The sequence below is a fragment of the Saccharothrix sp. ALI-22-I genome (genome assembly GCF_001984175.1).
Taxonomy (GTDB): Bacteria; Actinomycetota; Actinomycetes; order Mycobacteriales; family Pseudonocardiaceae; genus Actinosynnema.
This window is the reverse complement of sequence record NZ_MTQP01000064.1, coordinates 158,741-179,888: the sequence shown is the minus strand read 5'-3', so window position 1 is coordinate 179,888 and position 21,148 is coordinate 158,741. Positions and strand designations below refer to the sequence as shown.

The window sequence follows — 21,148 nt, the reverse complement described above, 5'->3', positions numbered from 1 at the left end:
TCGTGCCCGAGCTCAGAACCACCACGCTGGTCGACGCCCCGTTGCGGACGGTCGCCGCCGCGTTGTTGGACGCCCGGTTGCTGGCCCGTGCGGTCCGTGGCCTGGGCGTGCGGATCTTGGGCGGGCCGGTGCTGTTCGTGGGGGCGGAGCTGGCCGGGTCGGTGGGGCCGGTCAACGGGAGGCTGGTCGTGACGCGGGCCGACACCACGGGGGTGTCGGCGGAGCTGGTCGGTGGGCCGTTGCCCCGGTTCACGCTGGTCACGGACCTGCTGCACACCGGCGGCGGCACGATGGTGGTCGACTCGGTGGAGTGGTCCAGCCCCGGTGGGCCGTTCGGACGCCTGGCCGACGTGCTCGTGGGGCGGGGTTTGGCGTTGAAGGTCCTGCAAGCGCGTGCTGCGGCCGTGTCGCAACGCAGCGTGGAGTTGCGGAGCGCGCGCGTAGTAGTAGGTGCCGCAATCATCCGCAACGGCCTGCTTTTGGCCCAGCAACGCTCCTACCCCGCCGACGCCGCAGGCAAGTGGGAACTACCAGGCGGACGCGTGGAGCCCGACGAGACCGATCACGCCGCCGTGGTCCGCGAGTGCAGCGAGGAACTGAACGTCACCGTGGAGCCCGGCGACCAGGTAGGCCCCGACGTCCCCCTGCGCTCCGACCTCCTCCTCCGGGTGTTCGCCGCCCACCTCACGGACGGCGAACCCGAAGCCGTCGAACACCACGCCCTCCGCTGGCTCACCGCAGCCGACCTGGACACCCTCGACTGGCTCCCCGCGGACCGCGTCCTCCTCCCCGCCCTACACCCCCTCCTCCCCTAACCCCTCCGAGAGTCGAACCTCCAGACCGCGAGAGTCGAACGCTCAGGACCCCTGAATTCAACGCTCAGGACACGGGCCGACCGACCTGAGTGTTGAACTCGGGGTACCGGAACGCAGGACTCTCGGGACTTGGAGGTTCGACTCTCGAAGGGGGTCAGCCGAGGCCGGACATGCGGAGGGCTGCGTCCAGGCGGTGGTTGCAGCGTTCGCGGGAGCGTTCGGCGCCGTGGGCGCGTACGCGGTCCAGCTCGGCGGGGTCGTTGAGGAGTTCCTGTGTCTTCTCGCGGACGGACCGGAGCTCCTCGACCACCGCGTCGGCGGTGACGGCCTTCAGTTCGGAGTAGCCCTTCAGGGTGCCCGCCAGCTCCGCAGGGTCCTTGCGGGTGCACGCCGCCAGGATTTCCAGGAGGTTCGCGATGCCCGGCTGCTCGTCCGGCGCGTAACGCACCTCACCCCGGTCGTCCGTCACCGCGCGCTGGATCTTGCGGCGCACGAGGTCAGGCGGGTCGAGCAGGAAGACCGTGCCCGCGGCGTCCTTGGCGGACTTGTCCATCTTGCGGGTCGGATCTGCCAGGTCACGGACCCGCGCCGCGGTCGGCGGCACCACGGAACGCGGCATCACGAACACCTCGCCGTACGTGCCGTTGAACCGCCGCGCCAGCACCCGGGCCAGCTCCACGTGCTGCTGCTGGTCGTCACCGACCGGCACCTCGTGCGCGCCCTGCAACAGGATGTCGGCGGCCATCAGCACCGGGTAGGTGAGCAGGCTCAACCGGACCGACGACCGGCCCTCCGACTTCTCCTTGAACTGGATCATCCGGGCGGCCTCGCCGTAGGTGCAGGTGCACTCCAGCACCCACGTCAGCGCGCCCAGCTCGCGGACCAGGTCGGACTGCACCGCCACCGACCTCGGATCGACGCCGGCGGCGATGAGCACCGCCAACTGCTCCCGGGTCAGTGATCGCAGCCTCGACGGGTTGTGCGAGGTCGTCATCGCGTGCAGGTCGCTGATGAAGTAGACGTCCTCTTCGGTGCCCTCGGCGGCCCACCGCCTGATGGCGCCGAGGTAGTTGCCCAGTTGGACGGGGCCGGACGGGGTGATCGCGGACAGCCTGATCATGGTCATCCCTTCGGGTGTGCCCGCTCGACGTGGCCCCCCGAAAGCACGAAGGCCGCCCAGCGGGCGGCCTGCGTTCGTCTGACGCGCAGTTCTCAGGGCCGCCTGAAGGCGGACCACCAGAACGGGTGGAGAGTGCGCATAACCGCGATCTTACCGTGTTACCCCCGTGTGTCGCGGTTTACATTCTTTCCATGTACGTCGTGCTGTTGGAGTACACCGCCCCGTTGGACGAGGTCGACTACGCCTTGCCGGATCACGTGGAGTGGCTGAAGAAGCAGTACGAGGCCGGGCGCTTCCTGGCCTCGGGCCGTCAGGTACCCCGCGTGGGCAGCGTGATCATCGCGCGGCCGATGCTGCGCGGGAAGCTGGACGCGCTGCTCGCCACGGACCCGCTCGCGATCCGCAAGCTGGCGAAGTACCAGGTGGTCGAGTTCCAGGCCACCCGGACGGCGCCCGAGCTGGCCAGGGTCAACGAGGCAGTGATGGGCTAGCCGCGAGCGGCCCGCGTCCCACCCGGCGCATGTCGGGTGGTGGGTCTCACACGGCCGTCTTCCGGTCCTTCTTCGCGACCTTCCCGACCTTCCCGATCTTGCCGATCTTGCCGGGCCTGCCGACTTCGCGTTCGTCCTTGCGCTCTTGCTTCGCGGCCTTCTTCGCGGCCTTCTCCCTGGCCTTGAGCAGCACCACGACCGGGCAACGCTTGCACCGCGGTGTAGACCGACAACACTTCTTCTTCACCTTGACCTTGCCCACGCGCCGTGCTCCACTCATCCGGGTGTCCACAGGGTAGGTGAGGCTGACCTCACCTACGGTACGTGTGTGGTAAGGGCGTTCCGCCCGGTAGGCTGTCGTCAAGGCTGCGCGCGATCCAACGTCCGGCGCCTGGCTTCCCCCGCACAGACAGCTCTAGGAGTTCCGCGTGCCCACGGCCACCGCGTCGATCAAGGAAACGCTGGTCCGCAACGACCTGCGCAACGTCGCGATCGTCGCGCACGTTGACCACGGCAAGACCACACTCGTCGACGCCATGCTTCGCCAGTCCGGCGCCTTCTCCGCGCGAGCCGAGCTCGTCGACCGGGTCATGGACTCGGGCGAGCTGGAGCGCGAGAAGGGGATCACGATCCTCGCCAAGAACACCGCGGTCCGCCGCGAGACGCCCGACGGCCCGGTCACCATCAACGTGGTGGACACCCCCGGCCACGCCGACTTCGGTGGTGAGGTCGAACGCGGCCTGTCCATGGTCGACGGCGTCGTGCTGCTGGTGGACGCCTCCGAAGGCCCGCTGCCGCAGACCCGGTTCGTGCTGCGCAAGACGCTGGCCGCCGGTCTGCCGGTGATCCTGGTGGTGAACAAGGTCGACCGCCCCGACGCCCGGATCTCCGAGGTCGTCGAAGAGGCCCACGACCTGCTGCTCGACCTGGCCAGCGAGGTCGGCGCCGACGAATCGGTGCTGGACCTGCCGGTCGTCTACGCGTCGGCGCGCGCCGGCCGGGCGTCGCTGAACCAGCCCGAGGACGGCGGCCTGCCGGACGAGGAGAACCTCGACGTCCTGTTCGAGGTGCTGTTCAAGCACATCCCGGCCCCGATGGGTGACGCGGACGCGCCGCTGCGCGCGTTGGTGACCAACCTCGACGCGTCGTCGTTCCTCGGCCGCATCGCGCTGTGCCGCATCGAGTCCGGCACCATCCGCAAGGGTGAGACGGTCGCGTGGTGCCGTGAGGACGGCACGATCCAGAAGGTCCGGATCACCGAGCTGCTGATCACCGAGGCGCTGGACCGCGTGCCCGCCGAGACGGCGCGCGCGGGTGACCTGGTCGCCATCGCCGGCATCCCGGAGATCACCATCGGCGACACGCTCGCCGACGTGGACAACCCCGAGCCGCTGCCGCGGATCACCGTGGACGAGCCCGCGATCTCGATGACGATCGGCGTGAACACCTCCCCGCTGGCCGGTCGCGGCGGCGGCACCAAGCTGACCGCGCGCGTGCTCAAGGCCCGGTTGGACTCGGAGCTGGTCGGCAACGTCTCGGTGCGCGTGCTGCCCACCGAGCGCCCCGACACCTGGGAGGTGCAGGGCCGCGGTGAGCTGGCGCTGGCCATCCTGGTCGAGCAGATGAAGCGGGAAGGCTTCGAGCTGACCGTCGGCAAGCCGCAGGTGGTCACCAAGACGGTCGACGGCAAGCTGCACGAGCCGTTCGAGCGCCTGACCATCGACGCGCCGGAGGAGCACCTGGGCGCCATCACCCAGCTGCTGGCCAACCGCAAGGGCCGGATGGAGAACATGTCCGGCCACGGGTCCGGTCGGATCAAGCTGGACTACGTGGTGCCGTCGCGCGGCCTGATCGGGTTCCGCACCGAGTTCCTGACCGAGACGCGCGGCACCGGTATCGCGAACGCGGTGTCCGAGGGCTACGCCCCGTGGGCCGGCGAGATCCGGACCAGGCACAACGGTTCGCTGGTGGCCGACCGGTCCGGGTCGATCACGGCGTACGCGATGATCCAGCTGGCCGACCGGGGCACGTTCTTCGTGGAGCCGGGCGCGGACGCGTACGAGGGCATGGTCGTCGGCGAGAACCCGCGCGCGGAGGACCTGGACGTCAACGTCTGCCGTGAGAAGAAGCTGACGAACATGCGCACGTCGACCGCGGACGTGATGGAGACCCTGGCCCGGCCGCGGAAGCTGTCGCTGGAGGAGGCGCTGGAGTTCTGCGCCGCCGACGAGTGCGTCGAGGTCGCGCCGGAGGTCGTGCGGGTGCGGAAGGTCATCCTGGACGCCAACCAGCGCGGCCGCGAGCGCAACCGCAACAAGCTGCGGGGCTGATCTTCTACTCCTTATATATAGGGTGTGCTGACGGGCACCCAGGGCTACGGCCCTGGGTGCCCGTCGCTTTCCGCGTCACGGGCGCGTGACGTCGGCGGGACGATCACGCGGCGGCCGCGTGACGGCCGTGTGACCGCGCGCGGAGGTCGGCAGTGTGTCGCCGGCCACGTGTGCGTGGGTGTGTGTGGTGAATCGGAGCGGGAGTCGCGGGACCTGGCCGTCAACTGTCAGCGGCGTCTGGCACGCTCGTACTCATGGGGAAGCGAACGGTTCTAGCGGTGGTGGCTGCGTTTGCCCTGGCGGGCTGCTCGGCGACACCACCTCCGCCCCTCGTGCCGTCGACGCCGGGGATGACGGTCGTCCCGAAGGAGAAGCTGAACGAGATCGTCGTCGGCATGGACGACGTCAAGGGCGGCTACAACCCGCACACCCTGGCCGCCCAGAGCACCGTCACCACCGCGCTGGCCGCGCTGCTGCTGCCGTCGACCTTCCGGACCGACGCGGACGGCAGCCCGCGGCTCGACCTGGACCTCGTGGTCAGCGCCGAGGTGACCAGCGCGGAACCGTACACGGTCACCTACACGCTCCGGCGGGACGCGAGCTGGTCGGATTCGGCGCCGATCGCGGCCGAGGACTTCGTCTACCTCTGGCAGCGGATGCGGGAGGAGCCCGGCGTCGTGGACCCGGCCGGGTACCGGCTGATCGACGACATCACCAGCCGCGAGGGCGGCAAGGTGGTCGAGGTCGTGTTCAGCAGGCCCTACCCCGGCTGGCGGAGCCTGTTCCGCAACCTCCTGCCCGCCCACCTGCTCAAAGACGCCCCCGGCGGGTGGAGCGCGGCCCTCTCGGACAGCTTCCCGGCCACCGCCGGGCCGTTCGCGGTCCGCACCCTGGACCAGCCGCGCGGCGAGATCATCCTGGAGCGCAACGACCGGTTCTGGGAGCAGCCGCCCGCGCTCGACCGGCTGGTCCTGCGCCGGGCCAGCCAGCACGACACGATCGAGGCGTTGAACACCGGCGACGACCAGGTCGCCCTCATCCGCGCCGACGCGATCGCGATCAAGGACGTCGAGGAACTGGCCAAGACCACCCCGCTCTCCACGGTCGTCGTACCGCGTCCGGAAGTCGTCCAACTCCTCCTGCGGCCCGCCTCCCCGCGAATGCAGGACGTCCGCGTCCGCACCGCGGTCATGAACTCGCTCGACCGCGACGCGTTGATCGCCACCGGCACCCGCAGCGGTCCGAGCGCGAGCCTGCGCGCCGACGCCCAGGTGGTCGCGCCGAGCAAGTCCGGCTACGTCCCGACCATGCCCGCCAAGGTCGGTGACCCGGTGCAACTGCTCACCGAGGCGGGTTACACCCGGCCGACGGACGGGCAGTGGGGGCGTGACAACAAGCCGCTGGAGTTGACCATCGCCGCACCGGCCGGTGTCGAGCCGTACGTCACCATCGCGAACCAGGTTCAGCGTCAACTGTCATTGTCCGGAATCGCTTCACGCGTCCTGACAACGCAGCCCAATCAGTTGTTCGGCCAAGATCTGTCGGATACCGCCACTTCCAATGAGACCGTCGACATTGCGGTCGTGCCGCAGCTGGACACCGGTGATTCGGTCGCCGTTCTGGCTTCCGCATTCGGGTGTCGCCCGTCACCGGAGGACGGCGGTACACCCATTCCGGCGAATCTGTCCGGTTTCTGCGACCAAGCGGTCCAACCGGTCATCGAGCAGGCCCTCAGTGGCGGGCTGCTGCTCGCCGACGCCCTGCGGACGATCGAGCCGATCCTCTGGCAGCAGGCCGTCTCGATGCCGTTGTTCCAGGTAGCGGACCTGCTGGTGGTCCTACCGGAGGCCGGCAACGTCAGCGCGGGTGCACCGTTCGCCGGTCCGATGAGCACCGCGCGGACCTGGCAACGCGAAGACCGTTGACCGTTGACTCTTACGAAACACTGGCTTCAAGATGCGTTCCCGGTGCAATATTGACAGTATTCCCGTCGTCCGGTTAACGAACGCTCCCGCCCGGTAACGACGGAGTCGCATGCTGCGACCAACGTGTCACCCTTTGGTCACGATCGGCCCTTGGGCAGTGACCATGCCGCGCACTGGTTCTTATCGTGCTGCAACGGTGTGTCGGTTCGGGGCGCGTTTGGCACATCACGGTTATGGGTGGAAGTCGGCCCAAACGGTCGCTCCAACCCAGTGCTAGGAGGGCACGTGTCGATGAGGAGATCAAAGGCTGTCTCGGCGCTTGCGCTGTTGACCACGGCCGCGCTCGCGTTGAGCGCCTGCAGTGGCGGCGGAGCGGGCAGCGGCGACCAAGGCGGGCCACAGGACCTCGACCCCGGCGCGATCGGGGGTCAGGACGAGCTGTTCAAGCGTCCGAAGGTGGAGGACATCGGCGAGGTCGCGGTCGCGGTCGAAGACGCGTTCCGCAACTACAACAACAACATCGGCGCGACGAACAACTTCGTCAGCACCATCGCGCTGTCGAACGTGCAGCCCTCGCCGTACATCGCCGAACTGGTCGACGGCAAGGTCGTCATCAAGATCGACGGCGACCTGATGGAGTCCGTCAAGGTCACGTCGAGCGAGCCGCAGACGATCGAGTGGAAGGTGCAGAAGGCCGCCGTCTGGTCCGATGGCGAAGCCATCGACTGCGACGACTTCCACCTGAAGTGGCTGGTGGCCGCCAGCAAGGCCACCGTCAAGGGTGCGGACGGCGCCGAGGCCTCGATCTTCGACTCGTCGCCCACGGGCTACGAGAACATCGAGAAGCTCGAATGCTCCGAAGACGGCAAGACCATCACCACGACGTTCTTCAAGGACCAGGCGTTCGCGGACTACCGCGGCCTGTTCTCGCAGCCCGGTAGCGACAGCCTGCTGCCGGCGCACATCCTGGAGCAGAAGAGCGGCGTCGCGGACATCACCAAGGTGCTGCCGACGCAGAACGACGAGACCGTCCAGAAGGTCGCCGACTTCTACACCAAGGGTTGGCTCGGCTTCGACCCGTCGGTCGCGCTGTCCGGCGGTCCGTACATGATCGAGTCCGCGGACCTGAAGGACCAGACGGTCCTGGTGCGCAACCCGAAGTGGTGGGGCAACCCCGGCGGTCCGGCCAAGGTCATCCTGAAGACCAACCAGGACGCCCAGTCGGCGGCGCAGCAGCTGCAGAACAAGGAAGTCAAGGTCATCGCGCCGCAGGCCGACCCGGCCGTGGCCCAGTCGCTGCGCGGCGACGACGCGTTCGAGGTCTTCGCGGCCGGTGGCCAGACCTACGAGCACGTCGACTTCAACATGGCGCTGCCGCTGTTCAAGAACAACAAGGACCTGCGCCTGGCGATCGCCCAGTGCTTCGACCGGCAGCAGCTGGTCGAGAAGCTGGTGGCGGACGTGGACCCGAACGCCAAGCCGCTGGGCAGCCTGACGTTCCAGCCCAACGAGGTCGGCTACGAGGACCACTACGGCGACGTCGGCAACGGTGACGTCGCGGCGGCCAAGAAGACCCTTGAGGACGGCGGCTGGAAGCAGGGCGCCGACGGCATCTACACCAAGGGTGAGTTCCGGGCGTCCTTCAAGCTGGGCCACCGGATCGTCACGCGTCGTGCCGACACCGTCCGCATCCTGCAGGACAAGTGCAAGCAGGCCGGCATCGAGATCATCGACGACCAGACCGCCGACTTCAACGACAAGCGACTCCCGGCGAGCGAGTTCGACGCCGCGCTGTTCGCGTGGGTCGGTGCCCCGCTGAAGGCCGGCGCGTTCGGCAACTACGCGCAGAAGGCCAAGGGTGGTTCCGGTAACTACAACAACTACGACTCCGCCGCGTTGACGGAGAAGTGGGCTGCCGCGAACCGCGAACTGGACTACCAGAAGCGCATCACCATGATGAACGAAGCGGACAAGATCATGCGTGATGACCTGCACAGCATCCCGCTGTTCCAGCTGCCCGACTTCGCCGCGTCGAGCGCGGACATCGGCCCGATCTCCTACATCGGTGTCGGTGGTGGCGTGACCTGGAACCTCTACGCCTGGCAGAAGAAGTAAAGTCGGGCTTGGGTCCGGATAGTTAAAGCATTACCCAACCGCCGGGGGGCCGGTGCCACAAGCACCGGCCCCCCGGACGGTGTCCGCGTCCGGTAGGCTCCCACGCTCGCACGCGGGGGTGCCTAGGGAGACTAGAGACTCGTCATGTTCCGTTACACAATCCGGCGGTTGTTGATCTCGATTCCGCTGTTGATCGTCGCTTCATTCCTCTGTTTCGGACTCGTCAACGCCATGGGCGACCCCCTGGGCGAGTGGAAGCTCCAGAAGCCCCGGACACCGGCGGAGATCGCCGCTGCCTACGAGCGGACGGGCTACAACAAGCCGTTCGTGGAGCGCTATGTCTCCTGGGCGGGAGACTTCGTGACCGGCGACTGGGGCGAGTCCGTCACCCCCGGCAACGCGGGCCGGCCGGTGAAGGAAGAGCTGATCAAGGCGTTCGGTGTGACCGCGCGGCTGGTCCTCGGCGCGGAGATCATCGCGCTGTTCCTCGGTATCGCCGTCGGCGTCCTCGGCGCGGTCAGACAGTATTCGATATTCGACTACACGGCGACCGGGATATCGTTCACGATGTTCTCGATGCCGTTGTTCTGCGTAGCCCTGATCCTCAAGGCGGGCGGCATCCAGCTGAACAACTGGTTGGAGTCGATCGGCGCGGACCGGTGGATCACCACCGCGGGTCCACCGGGCGAGGGGTTCAGCGGCGGCTTCGGCGAGCAGGTGTTCCAGTACAGCGGCGCCTTCGTCCTGCCCACGATCTGCCTGGTGCTCATCCAATTCGCGCTCTACAGCCGTTTCCAGCGCGCTTCGATGCTGGAGACCCTCAACGCCGACTACGTGCGCACGGCGCAGGCAAAGGGTGTTTCGCAGGCCAGGTCCATCTTCCGACACGCGTTCCGCAACGCGCTCATCCCGATCGTCACGGTGTCCTCGCTCAACATCGGCGCCCAGTTCGGTGGCGCGGTGATCACCGAAACGGTGTTCGGCTGGTCGGGCATGGGCAAGTTCGTCATCGAGGCGATCGTGAAGATCGAGCCCTACCAGGTGCTCGGCTTCATGATGGTGACGGCCGTGTTCATCATCGCGTTCAACCTGATCGCGGACATCATGTACGCCGTTCTGGACCCGAGGATTCGCCTTGACTGAGATCGGTTCCCCCGTGGCGCAGGCTCCCGCGCCCCCGCAGGGCGAGGCGAGCACATTCGACGCGACCACGGCGCGCAAGCAGTGGCAGGTCATCCTGCGCCGGTTCACCCGGCACAAGCTGGCCGTGTTCGGCCTGATCCTGTTCGTGGCGCTGGTGCTGTTCGCCTTCCTGGGCGGCGTGTTCTGGAAGTACCCGTACACGGACCTGGGCTTCAAGCGGTACCTGCCGCCCAGCGGCGACCACCCGTTCGGCACCGACCGGCTGGGTGGCGACATGGTCGCCCAGATCATCCGCGGCACCCAGTTCTCGTTGCAGATCGCGATGATCGTGGCGTTCCTGTCCACGGTCATCGGCGTGGTGCTGGGCGCGCTGGCCGGCTACCTCAAGGGCTGGGTCGACACCCTGATCAGCCGCTTCATCGACCTGCTGCTGGTCATCCCCAGCCTGATCATCGCGGCTGTGCTGGCGCGCAACACCTTCGTGGTCTCGGTGACGGGCGGCAGCGGCAGCAACAGCAACTGGTTGGTCGTGGCGCTGTACCTGGGCCTGATCGGCTGGCTGTCGGTCGCCCGCGTGATCCGCGGCATGGTGCTGTCGTTGCGCGAGAAGGAGTTCGTGGAGGCCGCCCGCGCGTTGGGCGCGTCCACGTTCCGGATCGTCTTCCGGCACATCCTGCCCAACACCATTGACGTGATCATCGTCAACGCCACATTGGCCATCGCGCAGGCGGTGTTGTTGGAGGCCGCGTTGTCGTTCCTCGGTCTGGGCGTGCAGAGCCCGGACACGTCGCTCGGCCTGATGATCAGCCAGAACAAGAACGAGTTGACGTTGCACCCGTGGGTGTTCTTCCTGCCGTTCGTGTTCATCGTGCTGATCTCGCTGTCGGTGAACTTCATCGGCGACGGTCTCCGGGACGCCTTCGACCCGCGGCAGAAGAGGGTGAAGGCATGAGTGAGATGGACGTGATGCAGACACCCGAGTCCTCGGCCTGGGAGAACACGGCCGGCTCCGGCGGCGAGAAGCTGCTCCGGGTCGAGAACCTCTCGGTGGACTTCCCGACCGACGACGGCACCGTGCACGCGGTGCGGGACGTGTCGTTCACCCTCGGCGCCGGCGAGGTGCTGGGCGTCGTGGGCGAGTCGGGTTCGGGCAAGTCGGTGTCGTCGATGGCGATCATGGGCCTGCTGCCCAAGACCGCGCGGATCGGCGGGTCGATCAAGTTCAAGGACCGCGAACTCGTCGGCCTGAGCTACAAGCAGATGCAGCCGGTCCGCGGCAACGGCGTCTCGATGATCTTCCAGGACCCGATGACGTCGATGAACCCCGTGTACACGGTGGGCTGGCAGCTCGCCGAGGCGTACCGGGCGCACCACGACGTGTCGAAGAAGGCGGCCTGGACCAAGGCCGTCGAGGCCCTGGAACTGGTCGGCATCCCGCAGCCGGACCGCCGCGCGGCGCAGTACCCGCACGAGTTCTCCGGCGGTATGCGGCAGCGCGCGATGATCGCCATGGCGATCATCAACGACCCGGACGTGATCATCGCGGACGAGCCGACCACGGCGCTGGACGTGACGGTGCAGGCGCAGATCCTGGACACGCTGCTGCGCATCCGGGACGAGACGAGCGCCGGCATCGTGGTCATCACGCACGACCTGGGCGTGGTGGCGGGCATGGTGGACCGCGTGCAGGTGATGTACGGCGGCACCGTGGTCGAGCAGGGCACCGTGGACGAGGTCTTCGAGGCCCAGCGGATGCCCTACACGGTCGGCCTGCTGGGTTCCATCCCGAACCCGAACATGCTGGGCAAGCGGCTCACCCCGATCAAGGGCGCGCCGCCCTCGCTGATGAACCTGCCGCAGGGCTGCTCGTTCTCGCCGCGCTGTCCGCTGGCGATCGACGAGTGCCGCGAGACCGAGCCGCTGCTGCTGGAGACCGACCGGTCCGGCCACTTCGCGCGGTGCCACCGCTCCGCGCACCTGGCCACCATCGAGAACCCGCAGCGGTTGTTCGCGCACGACGAGATCGGCGTGGTGGAGAACCCGGCTTCGCTGACCATCGCGAACCCGGACATGCCCATCGCCGAGGACGTCGACGTGGTGGAAGCGCGGCTGCAAGAAGAGGAGAACCCGACCTCATGACGTCGACTCGGCAAGATTCTCCGGCGGTGAACCCGCAGGCCGGGGGACTGGCGTCCGGCGGACGTCCGGGCGAGACCCCGCTGTTGGAGGTCAAGGACCTGGTCAAGTCGTTCCCGGTGCGCGGCGGCGGCATCATCCCGCGCACCGTGGGCCAGGTGCAGGCCGTGTCCGGGGTGAGCTTCGACCTGTACCCGGGCGAGACGCTGGGCCTGGTCGGCGAGTCCGGCTGCGGCAAGTCCACCACCGGGCGGGCCATCCTCCAGCTGCACAAGCCGACGTCCGGCTCGGTGAAGTTCGAGGGCCGCGAGTTGACCTCGCTGCGCGGTCGCGGGCTGCGGACCGTGCGGCGGAACATGCAGATCGTGTTCCAGGACCCGTACGCCTCGCTGAACCCGCGCTGGCAGATCAACGAGCTGATCTCCGAGCCGTTCAAGATCCACGGCCTGCCGGAGGGCGACGGCGGCGGTGACGTGCAGCGGCGGGTCAACGAGCTGATGGAGCTCGTCGGCCTAAACCCGGAGCACCGCAACCGGTACGCGCACGAGTTCTCCGGCGGTCAGCGCCAGCGCATCGGCATCGCCCGCGCACTCGCGCTCAACCCGAAGCTCGTGGTGCTCGACGAGCCGGTGTCCGCGCTGGACGTGTCGGTGCAGGCGGGCGTGGTGAACCTGTTGGAGGAGTTGCAGGAGCGCCTCGGGCTGGCGTACCTGTTCGTGGCGCACGACCTGTCGGTCGTCCGGCACATCTCCGACCGGGTCGCGGTGATGTACCTCGGCAAGATCATCGAGATCGGCGAGCGGGAGGACATCTACGCCCGGCCGATGCACCCGTACACGCAGGCGCTGCTGTCCGCGGTGCCGGTGCCGAACCCGAAGGTGGAACGCCAGCGCCAGCGGATCGTGCTCGCCGGTGACGTTCCGTCGCCGGTGAACCCCCCGTCGGGCTGCCGCTTCCGCACCCGCTGCTGGAAGGCGCAGGACATCTGCGCCGTCGAGGAGCCCAAGCTGGAACGGCGCGGCGACGGCGAGGGCACCCTCTCCGCCTGCCACTTCGCCGAGGTAATGCCGGCTTTGGTCGGCTAGTGCGTGTCGTCAGGGCCACCGCCATTCGGTGGCCCTGACCCGCCCGCGAGGTCGCGTCGACCGTTCGTGACTGATTTTCCGGCGATCACGCTTTTTAGATCGTCGGAAAATCAGGCGCGAGCGGTCGACTTCCAGGCGACCGAGCCCGCGACGCCGGAGGCGGCGCCATCCAACACAGCAACTACTCTGATCCGGTGACGCTCACTGCTCCACCCAGGCTGCTGCTGGTACACGCACACCCCGACGACGAAAGCCTGTGGACGGGCGGCACCATCGCCCGCTACTCGGCGATGGGTGTGCACGTCACCGTGGTCACCTGCACCCTCGGCGAGGAGGGCGAGATCATCCCGCCGGCGCTCCGGGAGCTGGCCGCGGACGCCGCCGATCAACTCGGCGGGTACCGGGTCGCCGAGCTGAGATCGGCGTGCGCGGCGCTGGGCGTGACCGACCACCGGTTCCTGGGCGGCATCGGCCGCTGGCGGGACTCCGGGATGGCGGGTGTCGAGGCGAACAACCACCCGCGCGCGTTCGCGAGCGGCTCGTTCGACGAGCAGGTCGCCGCGCTGTCGGAGATCATCACCTCGGTGAAGCCGCAGGTCGTCGTCACTTACGACGCGTTCGGCGGCTACGGCCACCCCGACCACATCCGGGCGCACCAGATCACCATGGCGGCGGCGGTGGACGTGGACCGCGTTTTCCACGCCGTGACGTCGCGTGCGGCGACGGAGGCGGGCGCCGCCGCGTTGGCGGAGATGGCGGACCTGCCGTGGCGGCTGCCCGCCGAGGGCGAGCTGCCGGTCACCGATGACGCCGTCATCACCAGCACCATCGACATCTCCGAGCACCTGGTGGCGAAGCTGCGCGCGTTGCGGGCGCACTCCACGCAGGTCAGCGTGTGGCAGGACGGTTCGGGTGGCGCGAGTTACGCGCTGTCCAACGGCATCGCGCAGCCCGTCGTGCAGGCCGAGTACTACGTGCTGGCCAAGGGTCCCGCGGAGGGCGCGGAGACAGACCTGTTCGGGGGGCTGGATTGAGCGATCGCCTGGCGCTCGTCGGGATCGCGGTCGCGGCGTTCGTGCTCGCGGTGCTGGAGCTGTTCTTCCTGCCGTTGCGGCTGGACGGCACCTTGTTGCCGCGCGTGGAGGATTGGCCGTTCCCGGTCACGGTGGTGCTCGCGATCGTGACCACGCCGCTGCTGGTGCTGGCCGCGTCACGGCACGCGCACCGCACGTTGGCCGCGGTGTCGCCGCTGCTGGTGTGGATCGGCACGTTGCTGCTGTTCGGCCTGTTCGGTCCGGGCGGTGACGTGGTGCTCCTCAACGACTGGCGCACGCTGGTGCTGTTCGCCGGCGGTGTGCTGCCGAGCGCCATCGCGGTCGGCGCCCACATGGGGAGGCAGGCCGGTGCCCGAGACGATCACTGACCGGGACGTGGTGCGGGCGTTGCGGCCGTTCGTCCGGGCGACGGGGCCGCTGCTGGACACCCTCCGTGACGCGAACCTGCTCGGCCTGCGCGACCGGGAGGTCGAGAAAGGCGCCGACCGCAGGCTCGTGGACAAGCTGTGGGACCAGCTGGCCGCGGTGAAGGTGCCCGGCACGGCCGCGTGGGTCCGGATGGACGTGCACCAGCGCGACGAGTTCTGGCTCAACCGGGTCGGCCGGCTGGTGTCGCTGATCGCGGCCCTGCCCGGTATCGGCGGCGTGCTGGCCGACCGGCTGCCGATCCAGTCCGCGCTGGGCGCGGCGGGGCAGGGACTGCTGCTGTCCGCGATCGCGGGGGAGCACGGGTTCACCTCGACCGAGGACCGGGTGCGGCTGCTCGCGCACGTGCTGTTCCAGCGGGAGGTCGACGGGCGCGCGGTCGATCCCCGGGAGGACGAGCAGACCGCCGAGCTGACCGAGGAACTGCGGGAGCGGTCCACGTTCAAGGCGATCGGCGCGACGATCTGGAAGCTGGCCAAGGTCCTCTGGAAGCTGGAGGACGAGCTGGACAAGCGGCCGCGGGGCCGGTTCTACCACCAGGCGCTGGGGATGCTGCCCGTGGTCGGCGTGGTGGGCGACTACTTCGGCGAGCGGTCGGCGTTGAAACGGGTCCGCGCGGCCGCCTACGAGTGGTTCGAGACCCAGTAGCGGTAGCGGTGGTGCTCGACGCAGCCCAGGGACTCGTAGAGCGTGATCGCGGGCTTGTTGTGCTCGGCCACCTGCAACGCGCACGTCGTCGCGCCGTGGTCGAGCCCCCACGTCGCCAGACCGCCCATCAGGCGGCGGGCCAGACCCAGCCTGCGCGCCTCGGGGCGCACGGCGAGCCGTGCCACGTGGAGCAGGTCGCCGACGACGGCGCCGCGCACGGCGGCCAGCACCTGCCCGTGTTCGGTGACCGTGCCGAAGCCGACCTTGTCCCCGGACGCCAGCACGTGCCGTTGCGCCGCCGTGGGGTCCGGTTGGGCGGCCAGCTCCCACCATTCGGGAACCGGGGAATCCGACACGACCACGTCGGCCGACTTCGGAGTTGCGAACCCAGCCGTCCGGCCGGTCATCACCAGCGACTCCGCGCCACCCGGGTGATCGAGATCGACCCGCCAACCGGCCGCCTCGACCCCCGCCTCGGCGGGTGCTCCGATGACCACGTGGGCGGTCGGTGTGATGCCGTGCGCGGTCGCGAACCCGATCACCTCGGCCAACGCGTCGGCGACCGGCAGACCCGGATCACCCGTGGTCAGCGCGCTGTTCGCCCGTCCGGTGAACCCGCCGGCGGCGCGCAGCCGCCACTGCCCGAGCGGTCGGTCCACCAACGCCGGCCACGCGTCCGCGCACCGTTGCTCCAACTCGGTGACGTGCTCCACCCCCGCATCGTGCCGGGTGCAGGTGAGCGGCGGTCTGTGAGCTGGAGCACGGTGCTGATAAGGCAAGCCTGACCGTTGGACAATCGAATCCGCCGCGTACTCTCCGGCTTGCGCGGTGTGGACCAGAACAAGAGCAGGAGAGCGCAGTGACCTATGTGATCGCCCAGCCGTGCGTGGACGTGCTCGACAAGGCGTGCATCGAAGAGTGCCCCGTCGACTGCATCTACGAAGGCGACCGGATGCTGTACATCCACCCGGATGAGTGCGTCGACTGTGGTGCTTGCGAGCCGGTGTGCCCCGTGGAGGCCATCTACTACGAGGACGACGTGCCGGACGAGTGGAAGGAGTACACGAAGGCGAACGTGGACTTCTTCGACGAGCTGGGCTCCCCCGGTGGGGCCTCCAAGGTCGGCAAGGTCAGCGCGGACCCGGGCTTCATCAAGGCTCTCCCGCCGCAGGCGTCGCACGAGTGACTTCGGGTAACCCTGGTTCGGGCAGGTCGGGTGCGGCTCGGATGAGGCTGCCGGACTTCCCGTGGGACTCGCTGGCCGACCACGCCGCCAAGGCGCGCACGCACCCCGGTGGCGTGGTCGACCTGTCCATCGGCACGCCGGTGGACCCGGTCCCGGAGCTGATCCAGCGCGCCCTCGGCACGGTCGCGGACTCGCCCGGCTACCCGACCACGCACGGTGTCGTGGAGTTGCGGGAGGCCGTGGTCGGCGCGTTGACGCGGCGGCACGGTGTGCCGGCGCTCGACCCCGTGGCGGTGCTGCCGACCATCGGGTCGAAGGAGCTGGTGGCCTGGCTGCCGACGTTGCTGGGCCTGGGGCCGGGTGACGTGGTGGCGATCCCGGCGTTGTCGTACCCGACTTACGAGGTGGGCGCGCGGCTGGCCGGTGCGACTCCGGTGCGGCTGGCCGACGGCGAGCCGCCGCCGCCCGGGACGGGGTTGGTGTGGCTGAACTCGCCGTCCAACCCGACCGGTCGGGTGCAGGACGCCTCGCAGTTGGCGCAGGCCGTGGCGGATGCCCGTGCGGTGGGGGCGGTCGTCGCGTCCGACGAGTGCTACCTGGCGTTGTCGTGGACGGCGCAGCCGGTGTCGGTGCTGCTGCCTTCGGTGAACGGCGGGAGCCTGGACGGCTTGATGGCCGTGCACTCGCTGTCGAAGTCGTCCAACCTGGCCGGGTACCGGGCGGGGTTCGTGACGGGTGATCCGGCGTTGGTGGCGTCGTTGCTGGAGGTGCGCAAGCACGCGGGCATGATCATGCCCCGGCCCGTGCAGGCGGCCATGACGGCGGCGTTGAGCGACGACGCGCACGTGGCCGAGCAGAGCGAGCGCTACCGGGCACGTCGTGACCTGCTGCTGCCCGCGTTGACCAAGGCCGGGTTCACCGTGGACCACTCCGAAGCCGGCCTCTACCTGTGGTCCACCCGGGACGGCGAAAACGCCTGGGACACCATCGCCTGGCTCGCCGACCGCGGCATCCTGGCCGCCCCCGGCACCTTCTACGGCCCCACCGGCGACAAGCACGTCCGCATCGCCCTCACCGCGACCGACGACCGCATCGCCACCGCCGCAGACCGCCTAACCCCCTGACCCCGCCCGTTCCGAACGTTGAATTCGCCTGTCCCGAACGTTGGACACGCGCGTTCTGAACGTCGGACACGCGCGTGTCCAACGTTCGGAACAGGCGAGTTGAACGTTCGTGTCAGGTGAGTGGCGGACGGTCAGTCGTTGGAGTGGAGGGCGGCGTTGAGTTCTACGCCGGTGCCCTTGCGGGGGAGGACCTTGACGGCGCCGGAGACGGAGTCGCGGATGAACAGCAGGTTGGACATGCCGGAGAGTTGGCCGGCCTTGACCACGGTGCCGTCGGCGCCGGTGACCTTGGTGCCCGCGGTGATGTAGAGGCCCGCCTCGACGACGCAGTCGTCGCCCAGCGAGATGCCCACGCCGCCGTTCGCGCCGATCAGGCAGCGCTCGCCGACGGAGATGACCTGCTTGCCGCCGCCGGACAGGGTGCCCATGATCGACGCGCCGCCGCCGACGTCCGAACCGTCACCGACGACCACTCCGGCGGAGATGCGGCCTTCGACCATCGAGCTGCCCAGGGTGCCGGCGTTGAAGTTCACGAAACCCTCGTGCATCACGGTCGTGCCGGACGCCAGGTGCGCACCCAGCCGCACCCGGTCGGCGTCGGCGATCCGCACACCGGACGGCACGACGTAGTCGACCATGCGGGGGAACTTGTCGATCCCGAAAACGGTCACCGGGCCACGGGCGCGCAGACGGAGGCGGGTCTGCTCGAACCCCTCCACCGCGCACGGCCCGAAGTTCGTCCACACCACGTTGTTGAGCAGCCCGAACACGCCGTCCAGGTTCGCCCCGTGCGGCCGGACCAGCCGCGACGACAGCAGGTGCAGCCGCAGCCACACGTCGTAGGTGGAGGTGGGCGCGTCGGACAGCGACGCGATGCCGACCCGGACGCCGACCACCTCCACGTCACGTTCGGCGTCCGCGCCGAGCTGCTTGGCGGCGGCCTCACCGAGCGCAGCCGAGATCTCCGCGGACGACAGCAGCGCCACGCCGGACTCGGCGGACCCGAGCGACGGCGACGGGAACCACGTGTCCAGCACAGCGCCGGTAGGGGTGACGGTGGCGAGTCCGACGCCGTACGCGCCGGTGGGGTTTGCGGTGCTCACGGGGACCAACGGTAACGTGCGCCAAGTGGCCGACACCTTGCACCTAGCCGCCGATCCCGTCGAGCTGACCGCCGCGCTGGTCGACGTGCCCAGCGTCTCCGGCGACGAAGCCCGCCTCGCCGACCTCGTCGAACGCTCGCTCAAGGAGCAGACCACCCTCGAAGTCGCGAGGTCCGGCAACGCCGTGCTGGCCCGCACGAACCTCGGCCGGCCGACCCGCGTCGTGCTGGCCGGCCACCTGGACACCGTGCCGATCAACGCCAACCTGCCGTCCCGGCTGGAGAACGGCATCCTGCACGGCTGCGGCACGGTCGACATGAAGGGCGGTGACGCGGTGATGCTGAACCTCGCCGCCACCGTCCAGGACCCGCGCCACGACCTGACCTTCGTGTTCTACGACTGCGAGGAGATCGAAGCCGTCCGCAACGGCCTCGGCCGCATCGAACGCGACCTGCCGGAGTGGCTGAAGGGCGACCTGGCGATCGTGTGCGAGCCGTCCAACGGCGTGATCGAGGCGGGCTGCCAGGGCACGATGCGCATCGACATCCGCACCAAGGGCGTCCGCGCCCACACCGCCCGCGGCTGGATGGGCGTGAACGCCATCCACGCCATCGGCGAGGCCCTGCGCCGCTTGGAGGCCTACCAGCCCCGCCAGGTCGACATCGACGGCTGCCTGTACCGCGAGGGCCTGCAAGCGGTGAAGATCAGCGGCGGGGTGGCGGGCAACGTCGTCCCGGACGAGGCCGTTCTCACCGTCAACCACCGGTTCGCCCCCGACCGCACGCCGGCGCAGGCCGAACAGCACCTGCGCGAGCTGTTCGACGGCTACGACGTCACGGTCACCGACATGTCCCCGGGCGCCCTGCCCGGCCTCAGCGCGCCGACCACGCGAGAACTGATCGAGGCCGCCGGCGGCACCCCCGTCGCCAAGCTCGGCTGGACGGACGTGGCCCGGTTCGCCGCCCTCGGCATGCCCGCGGTCAACTACGGCCCCGGCGACCCGCTGCTGGCGCACACGCAGCAGGAGAACGTCCCGGTGAACCAGATCCGGCACTGCGTTGAAGTCCTGACCCGCTTCCTGAGCTGACCGGTCACCCGCCACTAGACTCCAGCTAATGACGGACAGCGTGGACGAGCACCCCAGGGAGAAGCAGCGCGGACCGGTCGTCCTGCGTCGTGGGCGCCGCGACGAGCTGACCACCACGGACCAGCGGTTGCTGGACTCGCGCGGCCCGAGCGACTGGGTGCACACCGACCCGTGGCGGGTGCTGCGCATCCAGGCGGAGTTCGTGGAGGGTTTCGGCGCGTTGGCCGAGCTGCCCAGCGCGGTGACCGTGTTCGGTTCCGCCCGCACCGGCCGTGACCACCCCGAGTACGAGACCGGCCGCAAGCTGGGCGGCGCGCTGGCCGAGGCCGGGTTCGCGGTGATCACCGGCGGTGGTCCGGGCGCGATGGAGGCGGTCAACCGGGGCTGTTCGGAGGCGGGCGGGTTCTCCGTCGGTCTGGGCATCGAGCTGCCGTTCGAGCAGGGCCTGAACCCGTGGGTCGACCTGGGCGTGAACTTCCGCTACTTCTTCGTGCGCAAGACCATGTTCATCAAGTACTCGCAGGCGTTCATCTGCCTGCCGGGCGGGTTCGGCACGCTGGACGAGCTGTTCGAGGCGTTGACCCTGGTGCAGACGAAGAAGGTCACGAAGTTCCCGGTGGTGCTGTTCGGCAAGGCCTACTGGCAGGGCCTGTACGACTGGGTGCGCGACTCGGTGCTGGCCAGCGGCAAGGTCGGTGAGAAGGACCTGGACCTGCTGTACCTGACCGACGACATCGACGACGCGGTGCGCGTGGTGAACGACGCGCACAAGGCCTGGGCGGACGCACATTGACCACGGTGACGGTGTACTGCGGATCGTTGCGGACGGTCCCCGACAGCTACCTGGAGTTGGCGGCCGAGGTCGGCAAGCGGATCGCGGACCGGGGCTGGTCGCTGGCGTGGGGCGGTGGCCGCACGTCGATGATGGGCGCGGTGGCACGGGCGGCCCGTGAGGGCGGCGCCCGCACCACCGGCGTGATCCCGCGCGGCCTGGTGGACCGCGAACTGGCCGACACCGACGCCGACGACCTGCTGGTGGTCGACAACATGCGCGACCGCAAGGCGTTGATGGAGGCGCACGGCGACGCGTTCCTGGCGTTGCCCGGCGGCATCGGCACCTGCGAGGAGCTGTTCGAGGTGTGGACGTCGCGGGTGTTGGCCATGCACGCGAAGCCGGTGGTGCTGCTCGACGTGGACGGCCACTACCGCGGTCTGCTGGAGTGGCTGGCCGAGCTGCACGGACGCGGGTTCGTGTCCCGGTTCGCGCTGGACTCGCTGGTCGTCACCGACGACGTTGACGCAGCCCTCGACGCCTGTGGTGTTTGATTGCCGCTGCTCCGCAGACGGCGGGCGAGGTCG

The 21,148-nt window shown here is 69.1% G+C and carries 21 protein-coding genes; 17 read left to right on the top strand and 4 right to left on the bottom strand.

Going from position 1 to position 21,148, the window contains the following annotated elements; translation table 11 throughout:
* Positions 1-2 precede the first annotated feature (2 nt).
* A complete protein-coding gene (locus ALI22I_RS47935) occupies positions 3-815 on the top strand; it encodes an NUDIX domain-containing protein (RefSeq protein ID WP_238598571.1) in 813 nt (270 codons plus the stop codon).
* Positions 816-969: 154 nt separating this feature from the next.
* Here the strand turns inward: ALI22I_RS47935 and trpS are convergent, their stop codons facing one another.
* Positions 970-1,935 carry a tryptophan--tRNA ligase gene (gene trpS, locus ALI22I_RS25845; protein ID WP_077008312.1) on the bottom strand — a complete coding sequence of 322 codons (966 nt, stop codon included), beginning with the start codon at positions 1,933-1,935 and terminating at the stop codon, positions 970-972.
* Positions 1,936-2,126: 191 nt separating this feature from the next.
* Here trpS and ALI22I_RS25840 point away from each other — a divergent pair, with 191 nt between their 5' ends.
* Positions 2,127-2,426: a YciI family protein gene (locus ALI22I_RS25840; protein WP_077008123.1), complete on the top strand. Its 300-nt coding sequence runs from the start codon at positions 2,127-2,129 to the stop codon at positions 2,424-2,426.
* Between the two features lie 46 nt (positions 2,427-2,472).
* Here ALI22I_RS25840 and ALI22I_RS25835 read toward each other — a convergent pair whose 3' ends face one another.
* Entirely contained in the window at positions 2,473-2,706 is a 234-nt protein-coding gene (locus ALI22I_RS25835; protein ID WP_077008122.1) for a hypothetical protein, read from the bottom strand.
* A gap of 148 nt (positions 2,707-2,854) precedes the next feature.
* Between ALI22I_RS25835 and typA the strand changes: the two genes are divergently transcribed.
* The 10 genes from typA to ALI22I_RS25785 all read left to right on the top strand — a co-directional run bounded on the left by typA (position 2,855) and on the right by ALI22I_RS25785 (position 15,289).
* Positions 2,855-4,756, top strand: a complete 1,902-nt coding sequence (typA, locus tag ALI22I_RS25830; protein ID WP_077008121.1) for a translational GTPase TypA — start codon at positions 2,855-2,857, stop codon at positions 4,754-4,756.
* A gap of 254 nt (positions 4,757-5,010) precedes the next feature.
* Positions 5,011-6,681, top strand: a complete 1,671-nt coding sequence (locus tag ALI22I_RS25825; protein ID WP_077008120.1) for an ABC transporter family substrate-binding protein — start codon at positions 5,011-5,013, stop codon at positions 6,679-6,681.
* Between the two features lie 291 nt (positions 6,682-6,972).
* Positions 6,973-8,796 carry an ABC transporter family substrate-binding protein gene (locus ALI22I_RS25820; RefSeq protein ID WP_077008311.1) on the top strand — a complete coding sequence of 608 codons (1,824 nt, stop codon included), beginning with the start codon at positions 6,973-6,975 and terminating at the stop codon, positions 8,794-8,796.
* A gap of 144 nt (positions 8,797-8,940) precedes the next feature.
* Positions 8,941-9,939, top strand: a complete 999-nt coding sequence (locus ALI22I_RS25815; RefSeq protein ID WP_083752010.1) for an ABC transporter permease — start codon at positions 8,941-8,943, stop codon at positions 9,937-9,939.
* Positions 9,932-10,891, top strand: coding sequence for an ABC transporter permease (locus tag ALI22I_RS25810; protein ID WP_083752009.1), 960 nt, complete (start codon positions 9,932-9,934; stop codon positions 10,889-10,891). Before ALI22I_RS25815 ends, ALI22I_RS25810 begins: the two co-directional genes overlap by 8 nt.
* The gene (locus tag ALI22I_RS25805) at positions 10,888-12,078 is read left to right on the top strand and encodes an ABC transporter ATP-binding protein (RefSeq protein ID WP_077008119.1); all 1,191 of its coding nucleotides are present in this window, start codon (positions 10,888-10,890) and stop codon (positions 12,076-12,078) included. Before ALI22I_RS25810 ends, ALI22I_RS25805 begins: the two co-directional genes overlap by 4 nt.
* A 26-nt stretch (positions 12,079-12,104) precedes the next feature.
* The gene (locus ALI22I_RS25800) at positions 12,105-13,160 is read left to right on the top strand and encodes an ABC transporter ATP-binding protein (protein ID WP_443216963.1); all 1,056 of its coding nucleotides are present in this window, start codon (positions 12,105-12,107) and stop codon (positions 13,158-13,160) included.
* Positions 13,161-13,354: 194 nt separating this feature from the next.
* Positions 13,355-14,194: an N-acetyl-1-D-myo-inositol-2-amino-2-deoxy-alpha-D-glucopyranoside deacetylase gene (mshB, locus tag ALI22I_RS25795; RefSeq protein WP_077008118.1), complete on the top strand. Its 840-nt coding sequence runs from the start codon at positions 13,355-13,357 to the stop codon at positions 14,192-14,194.
* Complete coding sequence (locus ALI22I_RS25790; RefSeq protein ID WP_077008117.1) at positions 14,191-14,583, top strand: hypothetical protein; 393 nt, start codon at positions 14,191-14,193, stop codon at positions 14,581-14,583. The genes mshB and ALI22I_RS25790 overlap by 4 nt, the downstream gene beginning before the upstream one ends.
* Positions 14,564-15,289 (top strand): hypothetical protein, encoded by a 726-nt coding sequence (locus tag ALI22I_RS25785; RefSeq protein ID WP_077008116.1) that lies wholly within the window; start codon positions 14,564-14,566, stop codon positions 15,287-15,289. Before ALI22I_RS25790 ends, ALI22I_RS25785 begins: the two co-directional genes overlap by 20 nt.
* Here ALI22I_RS25785 and ALI22I_RS25780 read toward each other — a convergent pair.
* On the bottom strand, positions 15,265-16,002 hold the full coding sequence (locus tag ALI22I_RS25780; RefSeq protein ID WP_077008115.1) for a GNAT family N-acetyltransferase: 738 nt from the start codon (positions 16,000-16,002) through the stop codon (positions 15,265-15,267). The two genes, ALI22I_RS25785 and ALI22I_RS25780, sit on opposite strands and share 25 nt — an antisense overlap.
* A 146-nt stretch (positions 16,003-16,148) precedes the next feature.
* Here ALI22I_RS25780 and fdxA point away from each other — a divergent pair, with 146 nt between their 5' ends.
* Both fdxA and dapC read left to right on the top strand, forming a co-directional pair.
* Positions 16,149-16,475: a ferredoxin gene (gene fdxA / locus ALI22I_RS25775; protein WP_077008114.1), complete on the top strand. Its 327-nt coding sequence runs from the start codon at positions 16,149-16,151 to the stop codon at positions 16,473-16,475.
* A gap of 41 nt (positions 16,476-16,516) precedes the next feature.
* Positions 16,517-17,599 carry a succinyldiaminopimelate transaminase gene (dapC, locus tag ALI22I_RS25770; protein WP_077008113.1) on the top strand — a complete coding sequence of 361 codons (1,083 nt, stop codon included), beginning with the start codon at positions 16,517-16,519 and terminating at the stop codon, positions 17,597-17,599.
* Positions 17,600-17,730: 131 nt separating this feature from the next.
* On the opposite strand, the gene dapD is transcribed toward dapC, so the two are convergent.
* Complete coding sequence (gene dapD / locus ALI22I_RS25765; RefSeq protein ID WP_077008112.1) at positions 17,731-18,702, bottom strand: 2,3,4,5-tetrahydropyridine-2,6-dicarboxylate N-succinyltransferase; 972 nt, start codon at positions 18,700-18,702, stop codon at positions 17,731-17,733.
* Between the two features lie 25 nt (positions 18,703-18,727).
* Between dapD and dapE the strand changes: the two genes are divergently transcribed.
* The 3 genes from dapE to ALI22I_RS25750 are packed head-to-tail and all read left to right on the top strand — an operon-like array spanning position 18,728 to position 21,115.
* On the top strand, positions 18,728-19,789 hold the full coding sequence (gene dapE, locus ALI22I_RS25760; RefSeq protein ID WP_077008111.1) for a succinyl-diaminopimelate desuccinylase: 1,062 nt from the start codon (positions 18,728-18,730) through the stop codon (positions 19,787-19,789).
* 28 nt (positions 19,790-19,817) lie between these two features.
* A complete protein-coding gene (locus ALI22I_RS25755; RefSeq protein ID WP_077008110.1) occupies positions 19,818-20,582 on the top strand; it encodes a TIGR00730 family Rossman fold protein in 765 nt (254 codons plus the stop codon).
* Positions 20,583-20,587: 5 nt separating this feature from the next.
* A complete protein-coding gene (locus ALI22I_RS25750) occupies positions 20,588-21,115 on the top strand; it encodes a TIGR00730 family Rossman fold protein (protein ID WP_238598570.1) in 528 nt (175 codons plus the stop codon).
* Positions 21,116-21,148: the final 33 nt, after the last annotated feature.

Coding starts and splice junctions, on each gene's coding strand:
- ALI22I_RS25755 (WP_077008110.1), top strand. CDS start 19,818: ATGACGGACAGCGTGGACGAGCACCCCAGGGAGAAGCAGCGCGGACCG.
- ALI22I_RS25835 (WP_077008122.1), bottom strand. CDS start 2,706: ATGAGTGGAGCACGGCGCGTGGGCAAGGTCAAGGTGAAGAAGAAGTGT.
- trpS (WP_077008312.1), bottom strand. CDS start 1,935: ATGATCAGGCTGTCCGCGATCACCCCGTCCGGCCCCGTCCAACTGGGC.
- ALI22I_RS25805 (WP_077008119.1), top strand. CDS start 10,888: ATGAGTGAGATGGACGTGATGCAGACACCCGAGTCCTCGGCCTGGGAG.
- ALI22I_RS25825 (WP_077008120.1), top strand. CDS start 5,011: ATGGGGAAGCGAACGGTTCTAGCGGTGGTGGCTGCGTTTGCCCTGGCG.
- ALI22I_RS25840 (WP_077008123.1), top strand. CDS start 2,127: ATGTACGTCGTGCTGTTGGAGTACACCGCCCCGTTGGACGAGGTCGAC.
- ALI22I_RS25815 (WP_083752010.1), top strand. CDS start 8,941: ATGTTCCGTTACACAATCCGGCGGTTGTTGATCTCGATTCCGCTGTTG.
- dapC (WP_077008113.1), top strand. CDS start 16,517: ATGAGGCTGCCGGACTTCCCGTGGGACTCGCTGGCCGACCACGCCGCC.
- ALI22I_RS25820 (WP_077008311.1), top strand. CDS start 6,973: ATGAGGAGATCAAAGGCTGTCTCGGCGCTTGCGCTGTTGACCACGGCC.